The sequence below is a fragment of the Bacteroides stercoris ATCC 43183 genome (assembly GCF_025147325.1).
GTDB lineage: Bacteria > Bacteroidota > Bacteroidia > Bacteroidales > Bacteroidaceae > Bacteroides > Bacteroides stercoris.
The window spans coordinates 1,629,252-1,647,832 of record NZ_CP102262.1 but is presented as its reverse complement, the minus strand read 5'-3'; the positions used below and the strand labels follow the sequence as shown (position 1 = coordinate 1,647,832).

The 18,581-nt window shown below is 42.7% G+C and carries 17 protein-coding genes; 9 read left to right on the top strand and 8 right to left on the bottom strand.

Going from position 1 to position 18,581, the window contains the following annotated elements; genetic code table 11:
- Window positions 1-96: 96 nt before the first annotated feature.
- The 4 genes from NQ565_RS06775 to NQ565_RS06760 all read right to left on the bottom strand — a co-directional run bounded on the left by NQ565_RS06775 (window position 97) and on the right by NQ565_RS06760 (window position 5,707).
- The gene (locus tag NQ565_RS06775; protein WP_005657911.1) at window positions 97-1,497 is read right to left on the bottom strand and encodes a glycoside hydrolase family 57 protein; all 1,401 of its coding nucleotides are present in this window, start codon (window positions 1,495-1,497) and stop codon (window positions 97-99) included.
- A 17-nt stretch (window positions 1,498-1,514) separates the two neighbouring features.
- Window positions 1,515-2,780 carry a glycosyltransferase family 4 protein gene (locus NQ565_RS06770; protein WP_005657914.1) on the bottom strand — a complete coding sequence of 422 codons (1,266 nt, stop codon included), beginning with the start codon at window positions 2,778-2,780 and terminating at the stop codon, window positions 1,515-1,517.
- A gap of 14 nt (window positions 2,781-2,794) precedes the next feature.
- The gene (locus NQ565_RS06765) at window positions 2,795-4,735 is read right to left on the bottom strand and encodes a glycogen debranching enzyme N-terminal domain-containing protein (protein ID WP_005657916.1); all 1,941 of its coding nucleotides are present in this window, start codon (window positions 4,733-4,735) and stop codon (window positions 2,795-2,797) included.
- Window positions 4,736-5,110: 375 nt separating this feature from the next.
- Window positions 5,111-5,707 carry a MarC family protein gene (locus NQ565_RS06760; RefSeq protein WP_005657918.1) on the bottom strand — a complete coding sequence of 199 codons (597 nt, stop codon included), beginning with the start codon at window positions 5,705-5,707 and terminating at the stop codon, window positions 5,111-5,113.
- Between the two features lie 176 nt (window positions 5,708-5,883).
- Between NQ565_RS06760 and NQ565_RS06755 the strand changes: the two genes are divergently transcribed.
- On the top strand, window positions 5,884-6,549 hold the full coding sequence (locus tag NQ565_RS06755; protein WP_005657919.1) for a Crp/Fnr family transcriptional regulator: 666 nt from the start codon (window positions 5,884-5,886) through the stop codon (window positions 6,547-6,549).
- Between the two features lie 122 nt (window positions 6,550-6,671).
- Here NQ565_RS06755 and guaA read toward each other — a convergent pair whose 3' ends face one another.
- Window positions 6,672-8,225, bottom strand: a complete 1,554-nt coding sequence (gene guaA / locus NQ565_RS06750; protein ID WP_005657920.1) for a glutamine-hydrolyzing GMP synthase — start codon at window positions 8,223-8,225, stop codon at window positions 6,672-6,674.
- A 224-nt stretch (window positions 8,226-8,449) separates the two neighbouring features.
- On the opposite strand from guaA, the gene NQ565_RS06745 reads away from it, so the two are divergent.
- Window positions 8,450-9,163, top strand: a complete 714-nt coding sequence (locus NQ565_RS06745) for a DUF5039 family protein (protein WP_005657924.1) — start codon at window positions 8,450-8,452, stop codon at window positions 9,161-9,163.
- A gap of 111 nt (window positions 9,164-9,274) precedes the next feature.
- On the opposite strand, the gene mscL is transcribed toward NQ565_RS06745, so the two are convergent.
- On the bottom strand, window positions 9,275-9,709 hold the full coding sequence (gene mscL / locus NQ565_RS06740) for a large-conductance mechanosensitive channel protein MscL (protein WP_005657926.1): 435 nt from the start codon (window positions 9,707-9,709) through the stop codon (window positions 9,275-9,277).
- Window positions 9,710-9,850: 141 nt separating this feature from the next.
- On the opposite strand from mscL, the gene gap reads away from it, so the two are divergent.
- The 7 genes from gap (at window position 9,851) to NQ565_RS06705 (ending at window position 17,053) form a co-directional block, all read left to right on the top strand.
- A complete protein-coding gene (gene gap / locus NQ565_RS06735) occupies window positions 9,851-10,861 on the top strand; it encodes a type I glyceraldehyde-3-phosphate dehydrogenase (protein ID WP_005657928.1) in 1,011 nt (336 codons plus the stop codon).
- Window positions 10,862-11,002: 141 nt separating this feature from the next.
- Window positions 11,003-13,060, top strand: coding sequence for a M3 family metallopeptidase (locus NQ565_RS06730; protein WP_005657932.1), 2,058 nt, complete (start codon window positions 11,003-11,005; stop codon window positions 13,058-13,060).
- Window positions 13,057-13,581 carry a DUF4847 family protein gene (locus tag NQ565_RS06725; protein WP_005657934.1) on the top strand — a complete coding sequence of 175 codons (525 nt, stop codon included), beginning with the start codon at window positions 13,057-13,059 and terminating at the stop codon, window positions 13,579-13,581. Before NQ565_RS06730 ends, NQ565_RS06725 begins: the two co-directional genes overlap by 4 nt.
- Window positions 13,582-13,594: 13 nt before the next feature.
- Window positions 13,595-14,032 carry a dCMP deaminase family protein gene (locus tag NQ565_RS06720; protein WP_005657936.1) on the top strand — a complete coding sequence of 146 codons (438 nt, stop codon included), beginning with the start codon at window positions 13,595-13,597 and terminating at the stop codon, window positions 14,030-14,032.
- Between the two features lie 51 nt (window positions 14,033-14,083).
- Entirely contained in the window at window positions 14,084-15,820 is a 1,737-nt protein-coding gene (locus NQ565_RS06715; RefSeq protein WP_005657938.1) for a S41 family peptidase, read from the top strand.
- A complete protein-coding gene (locus NQ565_RS06710) occupies window positions 15,738-16,271 on the top strand; it encodes a 5-formyltetrahydrofolate cyclo-ligase (RefSeq protein ID WP_050759569.1) in 534 nt (177 codons plus the stop codon). The genes NQ565_RS06715 and NQ565_RS06710 overlap by 83 nt, the downstream gene beginning before the upstream one ends.
- Window positions 16,268-17,053 carry a histidinol-phosphatase gene (locus NQ565_RS06705; RefSeq protein WP_040316314.1) on the top strand — a complete coding sequence of 262 codons (786 nt, stop codon included), beginning with the start codon at window positions 16,268-16,270 and terminating at the stop codon, window positions 17,051-17,053. The genes NQ565_RS06710 and NQ565_RS06705 overlap by 4 nt, the downstream gene beginning before the upstream one ends.
- Window positions 17,054-17,076: 23 nt before the next feature.
- Here the strand turns inward: NQ565_RS06705 and NQ565_RS06700 are convergent, their stop codons facing one another.
- Window positions 17,077-17,367 carry a DciA family protein gene (locus NQ565_RS06700; RefSeq protein WP_005657944.1) on the bottom strand — a complete coding sequence of 97 codons (291 nt, stop codon included), beginning with the start codon at window positions 17,365-17,367 and terminating at the stop codon, window positions 17,077-17,079.
- Entirely contained in the window at window positions 17,364-18,500 is a 1,137-nt protein-coding gene (gene recF / locus NQ565_RS06695) for a DNA replication/repair protein RecF (RefSeq protein WP_005657946.1), read from the bottom strand. The genes NQ565_RS06700 and recF overlap by 4 nt, the downstream gene beginning before the upstream one ends.
- Between the last annotated feature and the right edge of the window lie 81 nt (window positions 18,501-18,581).

Genomic DNA, 18,581 nt, shown 5'->3' with positions numbered 1-18,581 from the left:
ACATAAGCAGAATAGAATTAATCCAAGCTACAAAAAAAGTCCTCCATACTCTCAAATAAAGCATGGAGGACTAACATTATCTAAAGCCGGATAGTGCTATTTGGCAGACTTGGCAGCAGGCTTCTTTGCCGTAACTTTCTTTGCAGTAGACTTTGTAGCAGGCTTAGAAGCATCTTTCGGTTCTTTTTTCTTCTCAGCGGCTTTTTCCTTTTCCAACTTTTTCTGCGCTTTTTCCAACTCTTTATGAAGTTCTTCTATTTCATCCCCCTGATTCTTGATTGTAGTAAGCAAAGCATTCAGCTCCTCGTTATCAATATCCACCGGATAAAGAGAATCAACACGCTTGATAAAGTCTCCCAAAATATTCATATAGTTAGTAAAAGCATCATACGGTGATTCATAGATACCGCGGTTCAACCCTACTCCACTATTCTTGGTCGTCATAAAGCGGAAGTTGTTGCTGGCCTGCAAATAATCCCAATCCTGCTTGATGCGGCGGTCATCACAGATATGTACACGCTCGGCCACACTATACAGTTTATTGAAAGCCTCACGCTGCATTACATTACCCAACCAGCAACTTGTATCTCTTTCTTCATCCACCCACGACATAGGATAAGGTACATCCAATTGTGAAACGGATTTCAACTTGGTAACAATTTCGGTAGGAGTTGAGAAAGTAATGCCTTTTTCCTTAGCACATGCAGGCAATGCCTTCAGGAATTCCAGAATATTGGAGGATAAAGGCTGTGACATCCCTAATGAACAAAGCTCCATAAATATGTTGATAACCTGCTCCTCTTGCGGGAATGCATCGATCCAACTGATATACTTATCGGCAAACAACGGATATTCGTTCCACTCGGAATTCGAGAAACGCAAACTAATATCATCCGACAGTTTAAAATCGCGCAACAGCAACTTTAAGTTCGGATTCATATTACAATGGTACACATAGTGCGGACTCTTCCAGCCAAGCACATGTTTTGCCCCTTCAGTCAGCATTCCCTTAAAACCCATACTTGCCACCATGGCACCAATTTCGTCATTGTAAATCAGACTGGAGTTACGGAACACCTTGGGCGCTTTGCCAAACATTTGTTTCATTTTAGCACTCTGACGCATCACCTCTTCCTTGAAGCAATCTTCATTAGCTAAAGAAGAAAGTCCATGAGAGTACGGTTCAGCCAAGAACTCACAGCATCCCGTATCATTGAGCTGGTGCAACAGGTCGATTACAGCAGGTGCATGGATTTCCAGTTGCTCCAATGCCACACCTGAGATGGATAAAGCCACTTTAAACGCACCACCCGAATCCTTCACCATTCCAATAAGCGTATTCAGTGCAGGAATATACGAACGTTCGGCAACTTCATTAATACTTGTTTCATTGGCATAATCATCATAGTAGTAATGGTTTGTACCAATATCAAAGAAACGATAACGTTTCAGATGTATAATTTGATGTATCTCAAAATAAAGACAGATAGTTCTCATTAGTATTTGTTGTTTTATTATTTACCATAGTTTCTTAACACATCCTCGTAAAGAGCACGGATTCTCAAGCCCACCTTTTCCCAGGTAATTCCGTCCACTTCTTTCTTTCCTTCTTCCTGAAGATAATGGAATAAAGACGGATTCATACAGATGGAATAAATGGCATCCGCCATAGCATGAATATCCCAATAATCGGTCTTAATTACCTTATCGAGGATTTCACCACATCCGGACTGCTTGGAAATGATAGAGGGAGTTCCGCACTGCATGGCTTCCAACGGGGCGATACCGAAAGGCTCGGAAACGGAAGGCATAACGAATACATCACTATTCTTATAAACTTCGTACACTTGCTTACCTTTCATAAAGCCGGGAAAATGGAAACGGTCTGCAATGCCACGTTCGGCAGCCATATTAATCATGGCATTCAGCATATCACCCGAACCGGCCATCACAAAGCGGATGTTGCGGGTACGTTGCAACACCAGTGCAGCAGCTTCCACAAAATATTCCGGACCTTTCTGCATAGTGATACGTCCGAGGAAAGTCACGACCTTCTCTTTCGAATGTTCAGGACGCGGAATATCCTGGTATTCTTGCGAAAGCGGGTACACCGCATTATGCATGGCAAATACCTTTCTCGGATCTTGATGATACTCGTTGATAACAGTACGACGGGTAAGTTCCGACACACACATAATGCAGTCGGCATAATCCATTCCGTTTTTTTCCATGGAATAGACCGTGGGGTTAACTTTACCCCGCGAACGGTCAAAATCTGTTGCATGCACATGGATACAGAGCGGTTTGCCACTCACCATCTTCGCATGTACACCAGCCGGATATGTCAGCCAATCGTGCGCATGAATAATGTCGAATTCCTGTTGACGTGCCACAACTCCGGCTATAATCGAGAAGTTATTGATTTCTTCGTGCAAATTTCCGGGATAACCGCCGGCAAAGTCCATACAGCCAAGATCATTGACGTGCATATAGGAGAAATCCGAGTAAATATGGTCGCGCAAAGCATAATATTGCTCCGGACTCATTGTCGACAAACGAGACTTCAAATAATCGTAATCAACATCACGCCACACGATAGGCACCTGGTTCATACCGATTATATTCAAGAATTTCTCTTCTTCACCTGTAGGCTTAGGCATACAGAAAGTAGTCTCCACATCTCCCTGCTGACTCAAACCCTTCGTGATTCCGTATGATGCAACTGCAAGGCCACCATATATTTTGGGAGGAAATTCCCAACCAAACATTAAAACTTTCATCTTCGTTCCTCCTCCTATAAATTATACTTAGACAACAATTTCAAGATACGCAGAATCTCCGCCACATTCATGGCGAACGATACCGCGCCTCTTCCTTTAAACGGCGGGTTTCCATCGAATAACTCGGGCAGAGAACCTATGCAATGGCTCGTCATCTCATCTTCAAAACCGATCAGATACCGCTCTACAAACGAAATACCACTCATCTTATATATACGCAGGTACGCTTCCATATAAAAGCCCATAAGCCACGGCCAGGCTGTGCCTTGGTGGTATGCGTAATCTCTCTGAATCTGAGGACCGACATAATTGGGATTATATCCCCCACTTTTAGGACTCAATGTACGCAGACCTTTCGGAGTCAGCAATTCTTTTGTCACAATATCAAGTACCTGCTTCTTCTGTGCCCTATCCAATGGAGAATAGTCAAAAGCAACAGCAAATATCATATTGGGACGAACGCTCCAATCCATCATATAACCGTCTACATAATCAAACAGATAACCGTATTCATTACGAAAAACTTCCACAAACGATTTTCCTGTTATTTCTGCCTGAGCATCCAATTTGTCTGCAAGAATGTCATTTCCACCCTCACGCACAATGTCTGAAACAAAACGCAATGCATTATACCACAGCGAATTCACCTCAACAATATATCCGGTGCGAGGGATTACAGGATGCCCGTTAACCGTAGAGTTCATCCAGGTAACTGCCTTTTCCTTGCCATTTGCGTAAAGCAAACCGTTTTCATGCAAGAAAAGATTATCATGCTTACGAGCGCAGATATAATTCATAATATCCTCCAATAACCTGCCGTATTTCAAACGGCATTGTTCGCGCGATGTATCCTTGGCATACTGCTGTAAAGCCCATACTGCCCATAAAAGCACGTCAGGATGTTCCATCTCATATATTTTATAACCAACCGGTTTATCCTCAATGAAAGCATAGATAGCCTTTTCCGCCGTTCTCATAACATCCTCGAATTCATCTTGTTCGTCCACGGCCAAAGTTAAGCCCGGTAAAGAGATAAACAAGTCGCGCGCACGGCATTTAAACCAGGGATAGCCTGCAAGTACATAATGTTCTTCTCCTTGTTTATTGTGGAACTGGTGAGCCGAATTTTTCAAACAGTGATAAAAGCTGTCACGCGGAGTACGGTCTTCTGCCTCAGCCTCAAAAGTCTGCTTTAGCTTACGCGGTGAAATTTCGGAGATACCCGCAGAGAAAACGATACTTTCACCCTTCTTTATATCTACTTCAAAATAACCGGGTACATACAGGTCTTCATTAAAATCGTAACCGCGTTCCTGTTCTTTCGGGTATTCAATGCCACGATACCAATCCGGCTGATAATGAAATTCGTTTTTTTTGTTCAACTGCATATAAAGTTCCGGATAGCCGGGATACATACAGGTTTTAATACCGTTTTCCACCGGTTGGTAATCACGGCTTGCCTGTGCATTTTCGTGCGTGTATTCGCGTACGCTGCGGAATGCCAAAAAGGGACGGAACCGAAGTGTTGTTGCCGAATGGGCATCGACCAAGGTGTAACGAATCAGTATCCGGTTCTCATGATGTACAAAAATTTTCTCTTTGCGGAGAATAACGCCTCCCACACGGTAAGTAGTTGCCGGGATATGCTCGCAATCAAACTCACGGATATACTTATGTCCGTTCGGACTAAAATTATTTCCCTGATACTTGTGCAATCCCAAGTTAAACTCTGCACCGTGCTGAATCACTGTTTCATCCAAAGAAGACAGCAGCACATGGTTTTCATCATCCAGGTTGGGAACGGGAATTACCAACAAGCCGTGATATTTGCGTGTGTTACAATCTACAATCGTTGTACAATGATAGGCTCCTGATTTGTTAGTCCGAAGTATCTCCCTTGGCAAAGATTCTTGCAGATTAACCATCAAGGTCTTGTCAAATCGTAAATAACTCATAGTTGTGCATTATTTAAAGGTTAATTATTTCAGGTATATGCGCTACAAAGCTTGTAGCAATGCCCAAAAATACGAATTAAAGCCTACACGCAAAATAAAAAGTCTTTTTTTTTTCGCTTTTCAAGCAAATAATCCAAAGCATTGTACGAAAATGATAAATCCCTGTACAATATAGGAAGCATGACGGGCTACAAATAGTTCTGGCGATGGTATACCACTATTTTTATTTATTCGCTTCATCCACGCTTGGATTCTTAGAAGCAGGGATAGACCGGGAATTTCAACACACGGCAAGTTGCCCTATGATGCCTTTCAATATCTTTCTTTATGGAAAGCTGTTACAATTCCTTCTACACAGGAAAAAGAAAAGAAGAACTAATGACGAAAGCTGTCCAACAGCAATGAAATATTTGCCATAAACAAACGCACTGAAATTGCTAACAGGATAATGCCAAAAAATTTACGGATAATATAAATGCCACCTTTACCCAAAAAACGTTCTACCCTCCCGGTCATGCTGACAACAAAATATACCCATATCATATTCAAGACTAATGCAATGATAATATTGATACTGGCATATTCTGCACGCAAAGAGAGTAAAGTTGTAAAGGCTCCCGCTCCTGCCAATAGCGGAAAGACCAGCGGAACCAGCGTTGCTTCTTTAATCGGCCCCTGGTTTTTAAAGATTTCAATATCAAGAATCATTTCCAGCGACATCAGAAAAATAACAAACGCACCGGCCACCGCAAATGACTCAATGTCCACATGAAACAATTTCAGCATCATATCACCCGCATAAAAGAAACCTATCAGCAAGGCAAACGATATTAATGTAGCTTTCAGCGCATTTACATCTTTCCCCTTTTCTTTCAAATTGATAATAATAGGAATAGAGCCTATAATATCTATCACGGCAAACAGCACGATAAAAGCACTTGTCATCTGCTGCCAATTAAATGCTGAAAACATATGTCCCTCCTTTTTTCTACAAAAATAATCTATTTTTATGTATTTCGCAAAATTTCTTAAAAGTGAATGAGTAGCACGTTTAAGAAATAATAAAAAAAACAAAAAGAAAGGGCAAGTGTTTACGGCAGAGTTCGATTATATCTACTTTTGTTCTTAAACCAGAAGATGAGAATGATATGGAAACAATGTTTGATACGTTATTACAATTACCCCTGTTTCAGGGACTTGCCCAAGAAGACTTCACCCGTATTTTGGAAAAGGTCAAATTGCACTTCACAAAATATAAGCCAGGTGAGCTTCTTTTAAAAGAGGGGGGCGCCTGTCATGAACTGGTCTTCGTCCTAAAAGGAGAAATTGCATCTTCCACATCATCCGCCGATTCTTCTTACTGCTTCACCGAATATTTTCCAGCCCCTTTCCTGATTGAGGCTCACTCCATATTCGGCATGAAAACGCATTATGCTTCTACATATCGGGCAAGAACCGAAGTGCATACGGTCAGCATCAGCAAAGCATTTGTAGTGAAAGAGCTCTTCAACTACGAAATATTCCGCTTGAATTACATGAATATCATCAGTAACCGCACTCAAATGCTGCACAACCGCTTATGGGCTGTATTCGGCAATAGTCCCGAAAGCCGCATTATCCATTTCATCCTCAGTCATACAGAACGGCTGTCGGGCGAAAAAATATTGAAAATAAAAATGGAGGATTTGGCTCAAATCATCAACGAAACCCGAACAGGAGTGTCAAAAGCCCTCAATACTATGCAAACAAAAGGATTGGTTGAATTACACCGCGGGGAAATCATACTGCCTAATGTTGAAAATTTGATAAACTGACCAAGTACATAAAATGCAAATATCTTCAAGAAGATTATTAAAATGAAATGAACCCCGAAAATTAAATAACTTTCGGGGTTCACTTCATAATCTTTGCTTTAATATATCTTCAGCAACCGTTTTTACTCCCATTCAATTGTGGAAGGCGGTTTTGACGATATATCATAGGTTACACGGTTTACACCTTTCACCTTATTAATAATGTCATTGGAAACCTTGCCCAAAAATTCGTAAGGCAAATGCGCCCAGTCTGCAGTCATTGCGTCTGTGGAAGTAACAGCACGTAAAGCGACCGCACGTTCATATGTACGTTCATCACCCATTACGCCTACAGACTGCACAGGAAGTAAAATAACCCCTGCCTGCCATACCTGATGATAAAGAGTTGTCTCATTTCCTCCGGCATCTTTCACTTTCCAATTGCGCAATCCCTGAATAAAAATATCATCCGCATCTTGCAGAATACTCACCTTTTCCGGAGTTATATCACCCAAAATACGAACAGCCAATCCCGGACCGGGGAAAGGATGACGGGTAATCAAATGCTCCGGCATGCCCAACTCACGTCCTACACGGCGAACCTCATCTTTAAACAACAGTCGCAAGGGTTCGCACAATTTCAGATTCATTTTTTCAGGAAGTCCACCTACATTATGATGACTCTTGATTACAGTTCCGGTAATAGAAAGCGACTCGATGCAGTCTGGATAGATCGTTCCTTGAGCCAGCCATTTCACATCTTTAATCTTATGAGCCTCTTCATCGAATACATCAATGAAACCCTTACCTATAATCTTACGCTTCTTTTCAGGTTCGGTCACTCCTGCCAATTCCGCAAAGAATTTAGCGCTTGCATCCACTCCGATAACATTCAGACCAAGACATTCATAATCGTGCAATACATTTTTAAATTCATCTTTGCGCAGCATGCCATGATCCACAAAAATACAAGTTAAATTCTTTCCGATAGCACGATTCAGCAATACAGCAGCAACAGAAGAGTCAACGCCACCGCTCAAACCGAGCACGACTTTATCATCCCCCAATTGTTCCTTCAACTGGGCAACCGTAGTTTCGATAAACGAAGCTGCGCTCCAGTCCTGCCTGCAACCGCAGACTTCCACTACAAAGTTTTTCAGCATCTGTGTACCGTCCTCGCTATGGAATACTTCCGGATGGAATTGTACACCCCACATTTTCTCTCCTTCCACCTGATAAGCGGCAATCTTCACTTTATCCGTAGAAGCTATAGTCTTGAAGCTTTCAGGAATGGCAGTAATAGTATCGCCATGACTCATCCACACTTGAGTATTTTCCTTTACTCCCTTAAAAAGCACATTGTTTTTATCAAAAGAAGCTAAATGCGCCCGTCCATATTCACGGCTACCCGCAGGTTCAACCTTACCGCCGTTGGTATAGGCTATAAACTGTGCACCGTAGCAGATTCCCAATATAGGATATTTACCACGGATTTCGTTTAAATCTATCTTAAACGCACTTTCGTCATATACGGAAAATGGACTACCTGAAAGAATAACTCCTTTTACACTCGCATCTCCCTGAGGAAATTTGTTGTAAGGCACAATTTCACAATATACATTCAACTCGCGAACACGGCGACCGATAAGCTGCGTGGTCTGTGAGCCGAAATCAAGAATAATAATCTTTTCTTGCATAGAAACAGAGGTGTTAGTAATTTGGAGCACAAAGATACGAATTTGTTTAGAGCAGAAAGCAAAATATGGCAAAATTTGTTCAGAGCAAAAAACAAAATACGGCAATATACAGAGAACGGAAAACACCTGCACCGCTTATCTTTCAAGAAACTAAAGGATTTGTTGGATTTATAAAATAAAGAATTTATATTTGTCTCTGTTACTAAACCAAATATCTAAGTATCATGAAAAGAAACATCCTATCAGCGGTCCTTACACTTTACTGCCTATTGCCGATAGCAGCACAGCCCCTTTCCAAAGCAGATTCGCTACAAATTGAAATTGCTCAATTAGAAAATGCACTGACAAGCATACAGACTGATTTGCAAGAAAAAACTTTGCAGTACAATTGGGAAATAACAGAAAAATACATTGAATATTGCAAGAAACTCTACAAAATCACCAACTTCAACCGCGAACCCCGGTTGATACAACTTGCCACTACCATAAAACCGGAAGAACTGGAACCTCAGAGATTAGCCTATGAAAAGGCTAAAAAAGAACTTGAAGCACTATTGACATCCTACCCGGAGTATATCACCCTCGATTCTTTATATAAAAGAGCCATCAATACGGAACAGAAAAAAGACCGCAAAATTGCCTTGGACGGTTTCTATCAACGCATATACAATAAAGATAAGACTTACCGTCCGCTGCTCGAAAAAAAACGCAAAGCCTTCAAAGAGCATTATATAGCCTGTGCTTCCTATCTACTGGACGAATGTAAAAGAAACCGGGAAGTTGTACCGGAAATCTATGATTATAAAACAGCACGAATTCTCAAAGAGACCGATCCCAAGCTCCACCAACTATCCATAGAGATCAGTACACTTGAAAGTCTTCAACGGGAGACAATTCGTAAATATCAGAGATTGAAGTACAACCTGAAAGAAGACTAGGCAATAATCCTTTTTTAATCCTATAAAATCAAATATCCTCGAAAGAAGCATTACCATCTTCCGAGGATATTTATATATGAATTTCTTTATTATTTAAATAAAAAAACGTGATTATTTTTCTTTCAATATATCGCGAATTTCCGTCAACAACACTTCTTCCTTACTTGGTGCGGGCGGTGCAGGAGGAGCAGCAGGCGTTTCCGCTTTTTTCTTTTCCGTCAGCTTGGTTATCAACTTAATAAACATAAAGATAGAAAAAGCGATAATGAGAAAGTCGAAAGTGGCCTGCAGGAAATTTCCGTAATTCAACGTTACAGCGGCTATCTCCTTGCCATCCACTACTTCGGCAGGCTTCATCACCCATTTTAAATCGGTAAAGTTTACACCGCCTATCAGCAAGCCCAAAGGAGGCATTATCACATCAGCCACAACTGAAGATACAATCTTGCCAAACGCACCTCCAATGATAACACCGACAGCCATATCGACCACATTGCCTTTCATGGCAAAAGCCTTAAATTCCTGTAAAAATGAACTTTTTCCCATCTTTTCAATTATTTAATTATGATTTTGGATACGAATATAAAAACATTTTCTTACTTTTGCAGCGCAATTCGTAAAAGAAATGCTGTAAAAGTTTGAAAGTTTAATTTTAAACATTATAAAACCCTTAAAAGTTTAAACAAAATGATTAAAGTAGGTATTAATGGATTCGGACGTATCGGACGTTTCGTATTCCGCGCTGCTCAGAAAAGAAACGATATTCAAATCGTTGGTATTAACGACCTTTGCCCGGTAGATTACTTGGCTTACATGCTGAAGTATGATACTATGCACGGTCAATTCGACGGTACTATCGAAGCTGATGTTGAAAACAGCAAACTGATCGTTAACGGTCAATCTATCCGTATCACTGCTGAAAAGAACCCGGCTGACCTGAAATGGAACGAAGTAGGTGCTGAATACGTAGTTGAATCTACCGGTTTGTTCCTGACTAAGGAAAAAGCTCAGGCTCACATCGAAGCTGGTGCAAAATACGTTGTAATGTCTGCTCCTTCTAAGGATGACACTCCGATGTTCGTTTGCGGTGTTAACGAAAAGACTTATGTTAAGGGTACTCAATTCGTATCTAACGCTTCTTGTACTACTAACTGCTTGGCTCCTATCGCTAAAGTATTGAACGATAAATGGGGTATCACTGACGGTTTGATGACTACAGTTCACTCTACAACTGCTACTCAGAAAACAGTTGACGGTCCTTCTATGAAAGACTGGAGAGGTGGTCGTGCTGCTGCAGGCAACATCATTCCTTCTTCTACTGGTGCTGCTAAGGCTGTAGGTAAAGTTATTCCGGCTTTGAACGGTAAACTGACTGGTATGTCTATGCGTGTTCCGACTTTGGACGTTTCTGTAGTTGACTTGACTGTTAACTTGGCTAAACCGGCTACTTACGCTGAAATCTGCGCTGCCATGAAAGAAGCTTCTGAAGGCGAACTGAAAGGTGTTCTGGGTTACACTGAAGATGCAGTTGTTTCTTCTGATTTCTTGGGTGACACTCGCACTTCTATCTTCGATGCTAAGGCAGGTATCGCTTTGACTGATACTTTCGTTAAAGTTGTATCTTGGTACGACAACGAAATCGGTTATTCTAACAAGGTTCTTGACCTGATTGCTCACATGGCATCTGTTAACTGCTAATATACAGTTAGAAAATAATAAAAAATAGGCGGCTTCTTTTATGAAGTCGCCTATTTTTTTTGCACATTTGCAATTAATTTATTTTCTTCAAGAGATAGGTATATGACAAGACTTAAACTTACACTAATATTACTTTGTTTTATGACTATGATACAAGCCTCAAATCCTTTCTTTGAAAAGTATTCAACTCCACATGGAACTGTTCCTTTTAATCTGATAAAGACTGAACATTACGCACCTGCCATACATGAAGGCATCCGCCGGCAAAATGCAGAAATAGATGCGATCATCAATAACCCTGCTGCTCCGACTTTTGAAAACACGATAGTGCCCTACGAGAAGTCCGGAGAACTGTTGCATCGTGTCACTACCGTATTCGGCAATCTGCTCAGCGCCGAAACCAGCGATGAATTGCAGGAACTTGCCCGGGAAATCATGCCACTGATGAGCGAACATGAAAACAACATCAGCCTCAACGAAAAGCTATTTGCCCGCATCAAAGCCGCATATGAGCTGACAGACAAGAATAAACTTACTCCGGAACAGTCCAAGCTACTGGAAGACATCTACACCGGCTTTGTCCGCAACGGAGCAAACCTGCAAGGAGATGCCAAGGAAAAGTACCGTAAATTGTGCAAAGAATTAAGCTTGTTGACACTGCAGTTCAGTGAAAATGCCCTGAAAGAGACAAACGACTACCAATTGGTGCTGACCAATAAGTCACAGTTGTCCGGTCTGCCTGAAAGCGCCGTTGATGCCGCCGCAGAGACAGCGCAGGAAAAAGGTGTGAAAGGTTGGGTATTCACCCTGCATGCCCCAAGTTACAGCCCTTTCATGACGTATGCCGACAACCGCGACCTGCGCCAAGAACTTTACATGGCATATAATACCAAATGCACGCATGACAATGCCTGCAACAATCTGGAAATCGTAAAGAAAATTGCCAACGTCCGCATGGAAATCGCCCAACTGCTGGGTTACGACAACTTTGCCGAATACAACCTGAAAGAACGAATGGCACAAAACAGCGACGCTGTATACAAACTGCTGAACCAACTGTTAGAAGCATATACACCCACCGCACAAAAAGAATATGCTGAAGTGCAGGCACTGGCACGCAACGAAGAAGGAGAAAGCTTCAATCTCATGCCATGGGACTGGAGTTACTATTCCCAAAAGCTGAAAGACCGGAAGTTCAGTGTTAATGATGAAATGCTTCGTCCCTACTTTGAGCTAAGCAAAGTTAAAGAAGGAGTATTCGGACTGGCAAGCAGGCTGTACGGCATCACATTCAAGAAGAATCCCGGCATTCCTGTTTATCACAAGGATGTGGAAGCCTACGAAGTATTTGATAAAGACGGCACATATCTTGCTGTACTCTATACAGACTTTCATCCCAGAGCCGGAAAACGCTCCGGTGCATGGATGACGAGCTACAAAGGGCAGTGGACAGATGAGAAAAGCGGCGAAAACAGCCGTCCGCACGTATCTATCGTGATGAATTTTACCAAACCCACACAAAACAAGCCCGCCCTACTAACTTTCGATGAAGTGGAAACTTTCCTGCACGAGTTCGGGCACAGCTTGCACGAGATATTTGCCAACTCCACTTACGAAAGTTTAAGCGGCACAAATGTTTATTGGGACTTTGTAGAACTGCCTTCTCAGTTCATGGAAAACTTTGCCATTGAAAAAGAGTTCCTGCACACCTTTGCCCGCCACTACCAAACCGGCGAACTCATCCCCGACGAACTGGTGCAGCGCATTGTAGACTCATCGAATTTCAACGTGGCTTATGCCTGCCTGCGCCAAGTAAGTTTCGGATTGCTGGATATGGCATGGTATACACGCAATCCCCCTTTCGAAGGGGATGTTAAAGCTTATGAGAAGAAGGCTTGGGATAAAGCACAAATACTCCCTGTTGTAGAGGAAACCTGTATGAGCACCCAGTTCTCACACATTTTTGCGGGCGGATATTCTGCCGGGTATTACAGCTATAAATGGGCGGAAGTGCTGGATGCGGATGCTTTCTCGCTGTTCAAGCAATGCGGCATTTTCAATCCGGAAGTAGCCAACTCTTTCCGCCGGAATATCCTGTCGAAAGGAGGTACGGAACATCCCATGACGCTCTACAAGCGTTTCCGCGGACAAGAACCTACCATAGATGCGCTATTAATCAGAAACGGAATAAAAAGATGAAAGAAAAAATCAAAATAAAGACAATAGTCTGTTGCCTGATGATTACATCCATGCTTCTCGGCTTGGGCGCTTGCAACAATGAGGATGATGTAATGGAAATCTTCAACAACAAAACCTGGAAATTGGTTCGTATCGCCACCGAAAAAGGAAAAGAACAATTCTATCAAGGCTTGTGGAGCAACGAAAGTAAAGAAGAAATCGACCGTGAACTCAATACTTTCAGGGCAGAAGGAAACTACACTCTAAACTTTAACTGTGCCGAAGTGAACGGAGAAGTTACCGGTACGGTTAATGTCCATGCCGTCAACTCGAGTATCAATGATGCAGTTCTGAAAATAGACGGAAAGGAACATACCATAAGCATCAAAGGAAAAGTTATCGGTACAGAAAGCGATAAGTTGGCTAAAGTATTCATCAACGGTATACAGAATGTGTTCAAATACGAAGGGGATATACATAATATTACTCTTTACTTCAAAGACGGAAATACAACAAAAGTCATGGGATTTACAGCCCGCTAAATACAACTGAAATATGGATGAAACCAAGAGAAGTAAACAAGAAGCCTTAGACAAACGTTATATACGCATGGCAAGCATATGGGCGGAAAACTCATACTGTCAACGTCGTCAGGTGGGTGCACTCATCGTAAAGGATAAAATGATTATCTCGGACGGATATAACGGCACGCCATCCGGTTTTGAGAATGTATGTGAAGATGAAAACAATCTCACCAAACCCTATGTGCTCCATGCCGAAGCCAATGCCATTACCAAGATAGCACGCTCCAACAACAGCAGCAACGGTGCCACAATGTACGTCACTGCCTCTCCCTGTATAGAATGTGCCAAACTTATCATCCAGGCAGGAATCAAGCGTGTCGTATACTCTGAAAAATATCGTTTGGAAGACGGCATCGAACTGCTGAAACGTGCAGGTATCGAAGTAATATATATGTCAATTGAGAGTTGATAACTTCGTGCACAGCCAAATAGTAAATCGTAAAATATAGTACATATCATTATGGGTACAAAAAACTCTTCCCGTTTCACACCTCTCATTATTGCAATCAGTGTAGTAGCGGGCATACTTATCGGAACTTTTTATGCCAAACATTTCGCAGGAAACCGTTTGGGGATTATCAACGGCTCGTCCAACAAGCTGAATGCGTTACTGCGGGTGGTAGACGACCAGTATGTGGACAGCGTCAACATGACCGATCTGGTAGAAAAAGCAATGCCGCAGATATTGGCAGAACTTGACCCACACTCCACTTATATTCCCGCACAGAAATTGGAAGCAGTCAATTCTGAACTGGAAGGCAGCTTCAGCGGTATCGGTATCCAGTTTACCATACAAGAAGATACCATACACGTGAACAGCGTAATACAAGGCGGTCCGTCCGAAAAAGTAGGACTCATGGCAGGTGACCGCATTGTCATGGTAAACGACAGCCTGTTCGTTGGCAAAGGGCTGACTAATGAAAAAGCCATGCGCAATCTGAAAGGACCTAAAGGCACACAAGTGAAGTTAGGAGTGAAGCGCGCCACCGAAAAAGAGCTGTTGGATTTCACCATTACACGCGGCGACATTCCCCAGAACACGATTGATGCCGCTTATATGCTCAACGATGATTTCGGCTACATACAAGTCAGCAAGTTCGGACGTACCTCACACGTAGAACTGCTGAATGCCATTGCCCAACTAAGCCATCAAAAATGTAAAGGTTTCATCATCGACCTGCGTGGTAATACCGGCGGTTACATGGAAGCCGCGACCCGTATGGTAAACGAGTTCCTTCCGGAAGGGAAACTCATTGTATATACACAAGGACGTAAATATCCGCGCATGGAAGAGTATGCCAACGGTACGGGTAGCTGCCAAAAGACACCACTCGTTGTATTGGTAGATGAAGGTTCGGCTTCTGCCAGTGAGATCTTTGCAGGTGCTATTCAGGACAACGACCGGGGAACTATCGTTGGACGCCGTTCTTTTGGCAAAGGCTTGGTACAACAACCTATTGATTTCAGTGACGGTTCCGCCATTCGCCTGACTATTGCTCGCTACTATACTCCATCCGGACGTTGCATCCAGCGTCCCTACGAAAGCGGGAAAGACTCTAAATACGAAATGGATTGGCTGACCCGCTATGAACATGGAGAGTTCTTCTCTAAAGACAGCATCAAACTCGACGAAAGCCTGCGCTACTCCACCGGACTGGGACGTCCCGTTTACGGCGGTGGCGGCATTATGCCCGATGTATTCGTACCTCAAGACACAACCGGAGTATCTTCTTATCTGATAGAGGTCAGCAACAGGGGGTTGATTATACAGTTCAGTTTCCAATACACCGACCGTAACCGTGCCAAGTTGAGTGCGTTCGAAAATGAACAGGATTTACTGAAATACCTGCGCCGCCAAGGTATTGTAGAGCAATTCATACGTTTTGCCGATTCCAAAGGAGTGAAAAGACGCAATCTGCTGATACACCGTTCCTATAAATTACTGGAACGGAACCTCTACGGCAATATCATCTACAATACGTTGGGTAAAGAAGCCTATATCCGATATATCAACGAGAGTGACGCTACTGTAAAAAAAGCGTTGGAAATCCTGGAACGTGGCGAAGCTTTCCCGAAAGCTCCGCTACAAGCCGGTCAAGAAGAGGAGAATACCAATGGAAAAGAAAAAAGAACTGCGCAAGCGTATAGCTTTACTGAAGACCCTTCACAAATCTACCGCTACGCATCAATCTGCTGAGATACTTGCCGCTCTCGAAGCACATCCGGTCTTTAGAGCGGCAAGCATTATATTATTATATCACTCATTGCCGGACGAAGTACACACACATGACTTCATCAGAAAATGGAGTACAAAGAAAAAAATACTCCTGCCTGTTGTCATAGGTAACGATTTGGAACTTCGCGTATATACAAGTCCTGCCGACCTTGCTATTGGAGCATATGGTATCGAGGAGCCTACGGGAGCATTGTTCACCGACTATGCCACAATAGACCTTGTCATTGTTCCGGGGGTAGCATTCGACCGTGACGGAAACCGGCTGGGAAGAGGAAAGGGGTACTACGACCGGCTGCTTCCCCGCATACCTTCCGCATACAAAGTCGGCATTTGCTTTCCGTTTCAAATAGTAGAAGAAGTTCCGGCAGAACCATTCGACATCCGTATGGACGAAATCATAACACAACAATGAAAACAAACTATCACACTCATACCACACGTTGCATGCATGCCGTCGGAAGCGATGAAGAATATGTTCTCAGCGCTATCAAAGGCGGTTTCCAGATACTTGGTTTCTCCGACCATACCCCTTGGAAGTACCGTACCAGCTACGTAGCCGATATGCGCATGCTTCCCGAGGAATTGCCGGAGTATATAGAAAGCCTGCAATATTTACGAGAAAAATACCGGGAGCAAATCGACATAAAAATAGGCTTGGAATGCGAATACTTTCCCGAATATATCCCTTGGCTGAAAGAACAGATTAAAAAGTACCAGTTGAACTACATCCTTTTCGGCAACCACCATTTCCACACGGATGAAAAATTCCCTTATTTCGGACATCACACAAACAATCGGGATATGCTCGACTTATACGAAGAGAGTGCTATCGAAGGGATGGAGAGCGGTCTGTATAATTGTCTTGCCCACCCTGACTTATTCATGCGCTCTTATCCCAAATTCGATCATCACTGTGCCACAATCAGCCGACATATCTGTCGGACCGCAGCCCGGCTTAACATTCCGTTGGAATATAACATCGGATATGTGGCATACAATGAGGAACACGGGTTAAACACCTATCCCTGCCCGAATTTCTGGCACATTGCTGCCAATGAAGGGTGCACAGCCATTATCGGTATGGACGCGCACAATAATAACGATTTAGAAGTTCCTATCTATTATGAACGTGCCTTACAAGAACTAAAGGAATTGAAGATTAAAACCACAGATACATTGAAGATGATGTATTAAAATGCCAACAGCAAGTACGCATATCACCGGAATATAATATTAGTAATCACCTGTGCCCCCACATGCCGGTTCAGATTACGTACCAACAAATCTCTTCCCATCATCAGTTCCTGACGAAGGGCAGCAGAAGTAAGATGCACGTACAGCACCTGATTCTTTATATAAAGTTCACGTGTATAAGAAGCAATGACCGGTCCCAAAACTTCTGCCCACGAGTTGATGAGCCGCCGTTCATTCAGCGGAGACTCCAAACTCTCCTGCCTCAGAAAGCTTCGTATCAGTTTTCCTATCTGTTCTGCATCATTCCGTTTCATGCTTCATTTTCCTCACCAACCGCTATCTGGGTCTCTACCATTTCCGAAATGTTACCTTTCTCTACACGGAACATTTTATAATCACTGCCCACCTTATGCAGAATACGATCCAAATGTTCACGATTGGTATCTGTTATAAAGATCTGTCCAAAGTTATCACCTGCCACCAGTTTAATTATCTGCTCTACACGCGACGCATCCAATTTATCGAAAATGTCATCCAGCAGCAGTAACGGAACTGTGGTACCCGTCCGTTTCAGAAAGTCAAACTGTGCCAGCTTTAGAGCTACCAGATACGTTTTATTCTGTCCTTGCGAGCCTTCCCGTTTAATAGGGAAATCCCCCAACAACATATTCAGTTCATCTTTATGTATCCCACGCAGAGAAAATCCCATTATCTGATCCCGCATACGGTTCTCCTTTAATACAGCCAACAAAGAAGCGTCACGAGCATGCGAATCATAAGTTAACCCGACCTTCTCCTTATCCTGTGAAATAAACGAATAAAAAGACTGGAAAATAGGAATAAATTCCCTGATAAACTCTTCCCGCTTATGGAATACCACTTCACCTGCCTGAGCCATCATCTCCTCCCATACCAGAAAAAGCTCTTCCTCCACCGGCATCTCACTCTTAAGCAATGTATTCCGTTGTGCCAATGCTTTATTATAACGAATCAATGCATCCAAATATTCTTTGTCATACTGTGAAATCACTACATCCATAAAGCGGCGACGCTCATCACTGCCTCCACTTATCAAGACCGAATCGGCAGGAGATACCATCACTAACGGCAAGAAACCAATATGATCGGACAAACGTGTATACTCCTTTTTATTCCGCTTGAATTGCTTCTTCTGACGACGCTTCATGCCGCAATAAATTTCTTCCGGCGTACCATCCGCAGCTTCGTAAAATCCTTGTATAACGAAAAAATCCGAATCATGCCTTATATTCTGCGAATCAATAGGATTCCCCGCACTTTTGCAGAAAGAGAGAAAATAAACAGCATCCAGCAAGTTTGTCTTTCCCATTCCGTTCTGTCCGAAGAAAGTATTTAGTTTCGGAGAAAAAGCAAGTTCTACCTGCTCCAGATTTTTATAATTAAGTATGGATATGCGTTTCAGTATCATATGACAGTTTATCGTTACTTTTCCCAGCAAAGATAATACAAACTGGGAGCAGAATAAAACGAATGCATTCATTTTATTCTG

Excerpts from the sequence above, each read along its gene's own strand:
- NQ565_RS06720 (WP_005657936.1), top strand. The coding sequence starts at position 13,595 with ATGGATGAAACCAAGAGAAGTAAACAAGAAGCCTTAGACAAACGTTAT.
- NQ565_RS06745 (WP_005657924.1), top strand. The coding sequence starts at position 8,450 with ATGAAAAGAAACATCCTATCAGCGGTCCTTACACTTTACTGCCTATTG.
- NQ565_RS06765 (WP_005657916.1), bottom strand. The coding sequence starts at position 4,735 with ATGAGTTATTTACGATTTGACAAGACCTTGATGGTTAATCTGCAAGAA.
- NQ565_RS06715 (WP_005657938.1), top strand. The coding sequence starts at position 14,084 with ATGGGTACAAAAAACTCTTCCCGTTTCACACCTCTCATTATTGCAATC.
- recF (WP_005657946.1), bottom strand. The coding sequence starts at position 18,500 with ATGATACTGAAACGCATATCCATACTTAATTATAAAAATCTGGAGCAG.
- NQ565_RS06755 (WP_005657919.1), top strand. The coding sequence starts at position 5,884 with ATGGAAACAATGTTTGATACGTTATTACAATTACCCCTGTTTCAGGGA.
- gap (WP_005657928.1), top strand. The coding sequence starts at position 9,851 with ATGATTAAAGTAGGTATTAATGGATTCGGACGTATCGGACGTTTCGTA.
- NQ565_RS06705 (WP_040316314.1), top strand. The coding sequence starts at position 16,268 with ATGAAAACAAACTATCACACTCATACCACACGTTGCATGCATGCCGTC.
- NQ565_RS06760 (WP_005657918.1), bottom strand. The coding sequence starts at position 5,707 with ATGTTTTCAGCATTTAATTGGCAGCAGATGACAAGTGCTTTTATCGTG.
- NQ565_RS06770 (WP_005657914.1), bottom strand. The coding sequence starts at position 2,780 with ATGAAAGTTTTAATGTTTGGTTGGGAATTTCCTCCCAAAATATATGGT.
- NQ565_RS06730 (WP_005657932.1), top strand. The coding sequence starts at position 11,003 with ATGACTATGATACAAGCCTCAAATCCTTTCTTTGAAAAGTATTCAACT.
- guaA (WP_005657920.1), bottom strand. The coding sequence starts at position 8,225 with ATGCAAGAAAAGATTATTATTCTTGATTTCGGCTCACAGACCACGCAG.
- NQ565_RS06775 (WP_005657911.1), bottom strand. The coding sequence starts at position 1,497 with ATGAGAACTATCTGTCTTTATTTTGAGATACATCAAATTATACATCTG.
- NQ565_RS06725 (WP_005657934.1), top strand. The coding sequence starts at position 13,057 with ATGAAAGAAAAAATCAAAATAAAGACAATAGTCTGTTGCCTGATGATT.
- NQ565_RS06700 (WP_005657944.1), bottom strand. The coding sequence starts at position 17,367 with ATGAAACGGAATGATGCAGAACAGATAGGAAAACTGATACGAAGCTTT.
- mscL (WP_005657926.1), bottom strand. The coding sequence starts at position 9,709 with ATGGGAAAAAGTTCATTTTTACAGGAATTTAAGGCTTTTGCCATGAAA.
- NQ565_RS06710 (WP_050759569.1), top strand. The coding sequence starts at position 15,738 with ATGGAAAAGAAAAAAGAACTGCGCAAGCGTATAGCTTTACTGAAGACC.